Source organism: Dokdonella immobilis, from assembly GCF_900115085.1.
GTDB lineage: Bacteria > Pseudomonadota > Gammaproteobacteria > Xanthomonadales > Rhodanobacteraceae > Dokdonella > Dokdonella immobilis.
In genome coordinates this window covers 1-6,662 of sequence record NZ_FOVF01000057.1, presented here as the reverse complement: position 1 = coordinate 6,662, position 6,662 = coordinate 1, and the positions used below count along the sequence as shown (strand labels likewise).

At 66.8% G+C, this 6,662-nt stretch carries 3 protein-coding genes; 1 reads left to right on the top strand and 2 read right to left on the bottom strand.

The annotated features are described in order from the left end of the window. Nucleotides 1-205: 205 nt before the first annotated feature. Together BM125_RS19360 and BM125_RS19355 are read right to left on the bottom strand one after the other, a co-directional pair. Nucleotides 206-2,530, bottom strand: a complete 2,325-nt coding sequence (locus BM125_RS19360; RefSeq protein ID WP_245779002.1) for a S8 family serine peptidase — start codon at nucleotides 2,528-2,530, stop codon at nucleotides 206-208. Between the two features lie 311 nt (nucleotides 2,531-2,841). Then, nucleotides 2,842-3,261 carry a hypothetical protein gene (locus BM125_RS19355; protein WP_139225127.1) on the bottom strand — a complete coding sequence of 140 codons (420 nt, stop codon included), beginning with the start codon at nucleotides 3,259-3,261 and terminating at the stop codon, nucleotides 2,842-2,844. A 294-nt stretch (nucleotides 3,262-3,555) separates the two neighbouring features. Here BM125_RS19355 and BM125_RS19350 point away from each other — a divergent pair, with 294 nt between their 5' ends. Further along, nucleotides 3,556-6,060 (top strand): EAL domain-containing protein, encoded by a 2,505-nt coding sequence (locus BM125_RS19350; RefSeq protein ID WP_092411073.1) that lies wholly within the window; start codon nucleotides 3,556-3,558, stop codon nucleotides 6,058-6,060. Nucleotides 6,061-6,662: the final 602 nt, after the last annotated feature.

Sequence of the window (6,662 nt, the reverse complement as noted above, 5' to 3'; positions counted from 1 at the left end):
GCGCCCCGCTCTTCCTTCTCCCCCCGGGAGAAGGTGCCGAAGGCGGATGAGGGTCCGGGCGAAGCGCGATGTTGACCGCGCCGCCTCCGCTCAATTGCTGCGCACCAGACGGAGCTTATGGGGTTGACCTAAGAAAGCGACCGGCATCGCTGCCGGTCGCTGAAGTGGCGGCGCCGTCCGAGGCGCCGCATGCCGTGTCTCGCGCTTACGGCGTGAAGCTGGTGCTCAGGGTCACCCCGGAGAACGTCGAGTAGGCACGTATCCTGACGTAGTAGCGACCCGCGGTCGGCGCGCTGAAGGTGCAGGTCTCGTTGTTGCCATTCAGGTACGGACGGCAGCTGTAGCTGCTCGTCGTCGGTGCCGATCCGAAACGCACGTAGAGGTCCGCGTCGCCCGAACCGCCGGCGATCGAGAAGCTCAGGTTACTCGCCCCGGCCGGAACATCGAGCGTATAGGTCGAGGTCCAGTTGTTGCGGCTTGCCGACAGCCCGCTGACCGAAGACCCGTTGCACAGGGTCGTACCAGAGGGCGTGCAGCCGCCGCCACCGGTCGTGTAGCTGCCGGTCAGCGAAACGCCCGAATAGGTCGCATAGGCGCGCACCATGACGTAGTAGGTGCCGGCCTGTGCCGGACTGATGTCGCAGGTCTCGTTGTTGCCGCTGAGATACGGGCGACAGTCATAGGTGCTCGTGGTCGGCGCGGAACCAAAGCGGACATACAGATCCGCATCACCCGAACCACCGGCAATCTGGAAACTCAGGTTGCTGGCCCCGGCCGGCACCGACATCGTGTAGACCACGGTATCGCCGGTGCTGCCGGACAGGCCGGTCACCGCAACGCCGTTCTGCAGCACGTTGCCGCCACTGCTCGACACCGTGACCGACGAGGTCCTGGTGTTGGTCGCGCCGTCGTTGTCGGTCACGGTCAGCTGCACGCTGTAGGTGCCCGCCGACGAGTACGTGTGCGAGGGGTTGGTCGAGCTCGACGAACCGCCATCACCGAAATTCCACGATCGCGAGACGATCGAGCCATCGCTGTCGCTGGAGCTGTCGCTGAAGTTGGCCGTCAGCCCACTCGTGGTGAAGCTGAAGTTGGCGACCGGTGCGGCATTGCCGCCGCCACCGAGCGACTGCAGGGTTGCCAGCGAATCGATGATGCCGGCACCACAGCCGCCCGAACACGAGCCGGGCAGCGCACGCGCATTGCTGGTCATCGCGTCGCGCACCTGGTCCGGAGACAGGCTGCTGTTGATCGCCAGCATCAGCGCGGCGAGGCCGGCCACGTGCGGCGCCGCCATCGAGGTGCCCTGGTAGTAGGCGTAGCCTTCCGAGCCCTGCGTGGTCGTGCCGTTGTTCAGGGTCGAGAGGATGCCATTGGTCTGCGTGGCGGTCTCGCCGCCCGGCGCCGACAGCGTGATGGTCGAGCCATAGTTCGAGTACGACGCACGATTGCCCTGGCGATCGGTCGCCGCGACCGCAATCACGCCCGAACAGTTGGCCGGCGAGAAACCGGACACGTTGGCGTTCGAGTTGCCTGCGGCCACGACCACGACGGTTCCGTTCGAGCGCGCGGTGTTGACCGCGGCCTGGAACGATCCGCAGGCGCCGCTGCCACCGAGGCTCATGTTGATGACACGGGCCGGATTCGGATTCGACGGCACCCCGCTGACCGAACCGCCCGAGGCCCAGACGATGCCGTCGACGATGTCGGACACGCTGCCGCCGCACTTGCCGAGCACGCGCACCGGAACCACCTTGGCGCCGTAGGCAATGCCGGCGACGCCCTTGGCATTGCTGGTCAGCGCGGCGATCGTGCCGGTCACGTGGGTGCCGTGCCAGCTCGAGTTCGACGAATACGGCACGCCGCACTCGTTGGTGCCGAACCAGTCGCCTTCGTCGTTCGGATTCGAATCGCGCCCATTGCCGTCGCGCGCATCCGCCGAGGTGCTGATGAAGTCATAGCCGCCGACGGTCTGCCCGCTGAGATCGCTGTGCGGGGTGATGCCGGTGTCGATCACGGCCACGCGCACGCCACTGCCGGTGGAAATGTCCCAGGCCGAAGTCTGGTTCATGCCGCCGGTGCTCTCGAACAGGTCCCACTGGTTCGAGTAATAGGTGTCGTTCGGCGACAGCGCGACCTGCATGATGCGGTCCGGCTCGACATAGGCCACGGCCGGGTTCTTCGCGAATGCGATCATCACGGCCTGAGCGCGCGCCTCGCGGCTGCTCGCGGCGAGCATTGATCCGCGCGCCGCGGCCGGCGTGACCGAGAGCAGTTCGGCGCCGGTGGCCAGGGTACGGACGTGCGCGACCTTCATGCCCGTCTCGCGGGCGACGCGGGCCAGATCCGCCTGCAGGGCGACGCTGCTCGAGCGTTCGGCTGCATTGGCCGCATAGGTCACGATGTAACGGGTAATCTCCCGGCTCGAGAGGTCGGCCGTGAAGTTGGCCCGGTCCGCATAGGCCTGGATATCCGCTGACGGGTTGGCGGCGATGGCGGACGTGGCGCTGAAGCCGATCATGGCGAACATGGCTGCAGCGAGGGAAGTACGACGTAATGCTGTGATCGAATCCGATTTCACAGTTATCTCCATGATTGAAGAATGATCGTATGGGCGCCGCACGGCGACGCCCCCGGATAGGGCCTCCGTCCACTTCCCGAGCCGCATTCGCGGATCTGCGCCCGCCTGCTGTTCCGTCCCGATAGACATCGCGGCAGGCCATTCGAGCACCCCAGGTCGAATGGCCTTGATGTACTTTTCCCAAGATTTCGGGTTTGTGGAAAGTCCACAAACCTAAAGACATGCATACCGCAGTTATGTGACGAAGATCACAAAAAGGGCTATCGACGCTTGCCCACCAGAATGACCTTCTTCGGCCGGAACAGCCACAGCACCAGGTACAGCACCAGCAGCACCGGCGGCGCCCAGTACTGCAGCTTTATCCAGCTGTGCGTACCGTTGTAGGAGGCACTGAAGATCAGGTCCATGGCCAGGTTCGGCGCCTCGATGATGGCCGGGAACGCTTCGCCCAGGCCGTCCTTCATCACGGCACCACCGAATGCGCCGAGCGAAGGCATGGCGCCATCCAGCGCGCTGCCCGCGCCGATGTACATCGAAGCCAGGAATGCCTCGTTGTCGGCCGACTCTTCGATCAGCGGTCCGACCGTCTCGAGGGCGGGCACGGCGCCCCAGACGGCCAGGTCGAACAGGAGGGTGAGCAGCAAAAGGACCAGTGCAATCGTGTGCAGGTGTTTTCTCATCGAACCGGCTCCGTTTCCGACCGCCTGCCAGTATGCCGCAGGCCACGGCGGGGTGGGCGCAGCCAATACGCCGGAACTGTGATGCGCAGCACCGATGCAAGGCCCCCGGCGGGGGGTCGGCCCGGCGCGCGGCCGGGGCCACCGGCGTAAACTGTGCGCCAATACACGGCTGTTGCAGGGCCCTTCGGCCATTCTCGCTGCGCAAGTGTGCCCGAATCGGCCGGCAAGCCGGATCCGGGACGCCCGGTCCAACACCAACAACAACCAGAAGCGTGTCGGGTAGTGACCCAAGCCATGACTGGAACCACCCCCAACCAGGGCATCTCGGACAGCACCGCGCGGGAAGCCCTGCGCGAGCGTTGCCTGAGCCTGGTCCGTCGCTGGCAACCGCTGGCGCGTTCGGGCTGGGACCATCGCTCGGCGCGCCTGCTCGGTGAGGAACTCGACCAGATCGCCAGCACCAGCGAGAGCCTGAACCTGCCCGCGGTCAACAATTCCGCGCTCGAACTGGCCGCCTACCTGTGCTCGTTCATCGACGACAAGCTGGTCCCGAACGAGAACGCACTCGAGCTACTGGCCGGCATGGTCAACGCCCTCGGCAGCGCGCTCAGCGAGTTGTCCGGTTCGGCCACGGCCGACGTGCACTCGCTGCACGGCGACGCTGCCCAGGCCGAGGCGCCTGCCGACGCCTTCGTCGCCGAGGTGGCGGTCGATCCGGAACCGGTCGCCAGTGCGCCGGCCCTTGCCCCGCGCGCCACCTGCCTGCTCGGCGACACTGTCTGCGGCGCACCGGGCCTCAGCGCGGCCCTGCGCGAACGAGGCTACCAGGTCAACGAATTCGACGACATCGAGGCCCTGCTCGAGTATCTGCGCGTGGCCCGGCCCGGCGCCCTGCTGCTCGACGCACGTGCCCTCAGCCACCTCGGCCGCATCCGCGCGCGTCTCGACGAGGGCCACGAAGCCGAGCTGCATGCACAGCCGATCCTGCTGGTGTTCTCGCGCAAGGGCGATCTCGGCGACCGCCTGCTGGCCATGCGCGCCGGCGCGGCCGGCCTGTTCAGCCTGCCACTCGATTCGCTGCGCGTGCTGGCCTGCCTCGACAACCTGCTCGTGCACGCCACGCAGACGCCGTGGCGCGTGCTGCTGGCCGAGGTCGATCCGGTCACCGCCAGCGAACGCGCGCGCTGGCTGGCCGAGCGCGGCATGACCGTGCGCCTGGCCGGCAATGGCCAGGCAGCGCTTGCCGCACTTCCCGATTTCCGGCCCGACGTGCTCGTGGTCGACCAGGAACTCTCCGACGTGCACGGCCTCGAGCTGATCCAGCTCGTACGCGACCAGCCCGACCAGGCCGCCCTACCGATCATCCTGATGTCCTCGAATGGCGATATCGGCCAGCGCTTCGATGCGATCGCCGCCGGCAGCGACGAAGTCCTGCTCAAGCCAGTCAAGGCCCGCCACCTGGCCCACGCCCTGCTTTCGCGCCTGAACCGGGCGCGCCGCGTGCGCGAACTGATCGGCAGCGCCGGCGGACGCGATCCGCGCACCAGCCTCTACCCGCGCACCGTGTTGATCGAAAAGCTCGCCGCGGCCAGTGGCGACCGCTCGGCCGCGCTGATGTGCATCGCCATCGATCGCTCGCAGGCCCTGCGCGAAGGCATCGGCATCAGTGGCCTGGCCGGGCTCGATGCGCACATCGGCCAGCTCCTGCGCGGCCTGCTCGATGTCACCGACGTCGCCGCCCACTACCAGGATTTCCACTACTTCGTGCTCGTGCACCGGCGCTCGCGCAACGAGGTGACGATGGTCGCCGAAGACATCCGCAGCCAGCTTGCCGAGCAGCCCTGGATGTTCAACGGCAAGGACTACCCGCTGACCGCGAGCATCGGCCTGGCCCTGCTCGGCGGCGAACAGGCCACGGTCGATTCGATCGTGACCAATGCCGAGGCCGCCCAGATCGCCGCCGCGCACATGGGCGGCAACCGCGCCCTCTGGTACGAGGCGCGCGAAGCGGCCCTGCTGCCGAGCGATCCGCTGCTCGCCGTGCGTGCCGTCATGGGGCGCCCGCTCAAGGCCGAACAGGCTACCTTCGACTACCTGCCGATCGTGCCGCTGACCGGCAAGCTCAGCGGCCAGTTCGACCTGCGCTTCCGCGTCCTCAGCACGCAGAACCCGGGCAGTTCGATCAGCTACGAGGACCTCGTCCCGGCCGCCTCGGAAACCAACCAGCTCGCCGAAATCGACCGCATGCTGCTCAAGCACACGCTCGAAATGCGCGGCCAGCAGCTCAAGCGCGGCCGCCAGCTTCGCGTGTTCGTGCCTCAGTCGGTCGACTCGCTGCTGACCGCCGACCTGTGCTGGTGGCTGGATCGCGAACTGAAGACCCATCACCTGTCAGGCACCGGCTTGACCCTGAGCCTGCCGTGCTCGCCCCTGATCGACGCCGGCGAACGCGCGCGCGAACGCCTCGCCGAACTGCGCAAGCTCGGCATCCGCATCTGCCTCAGCGACTTCGGCCGCGACTGGGCCGCCGTGCACGCGCTCAAGCAGCTGCAGGCCGACTTCGTCCGCCTCGACCCGACCCTGGTCCACGAGCTCGGCAGCGTACGCTCGATCGCCGACACCGTGCTCGCCCTCGTGCGCAAGGCCCACGCCGCCGGCGCCGCCGTGATCGCCCCGGAAACCGACAACATCAACCGCGCCCACCTGCTCCTCCGCCTCGGCGTCGACTACGCCGTCGGCCCGGCCTTCTCGCAACCCCTGCCCCAGCCCGATTTCGATTTCAGCCGCCCGCTTTGGTGATGGGGCCGGGAATGGGGAATGGGGAATGGTGCCGATTCGCCCATGGGGAGCTGCGTGAGACTCCGGGATGACACTGTAGGAAGCGGCTTCAGCCGCGATGCTCTTCCCGCACGTTCGTCGAAAAAGCATCGATCCTGAAGGATCTTCCTACGAAGAGCATGCGATCCGCGGCGCGGGCTTCGACCACCGATCCCGCGTTACCGCTCCGTTGTAGGAAGCGGCTTCAGCCGCGATGCTCTTCCCCCACGTTCGTCGAAAAGCATCGATCCTGAAGGATCTTCCTACAAAGAGCATGCGATCCACGGCGCGGGCTTCGACCACCCATCCAGCGTTTCCGCTCCGTCGTAGGAGCGGCTTCAGCCGCGATGCTCTTCCCGCACCGCGCCAAAATGTATCCTCACAACGCACCCCGCATCGTGAGCAAAAGCATCGCGCCTGAAGGCGCTCCTACGAAGAGTCCGACAGGAGTCGCGGGCTTCGCCAACCCACCTCGCGCTACCGCTCCGCTGTAGGAAGCGGCTTCAGCCGCGATGCCCCTTCCACAATGTGCCGAAAGGCATCGGGCCTGAAGGCCTCTCCTACAAAGACCGCGATTTGCGACG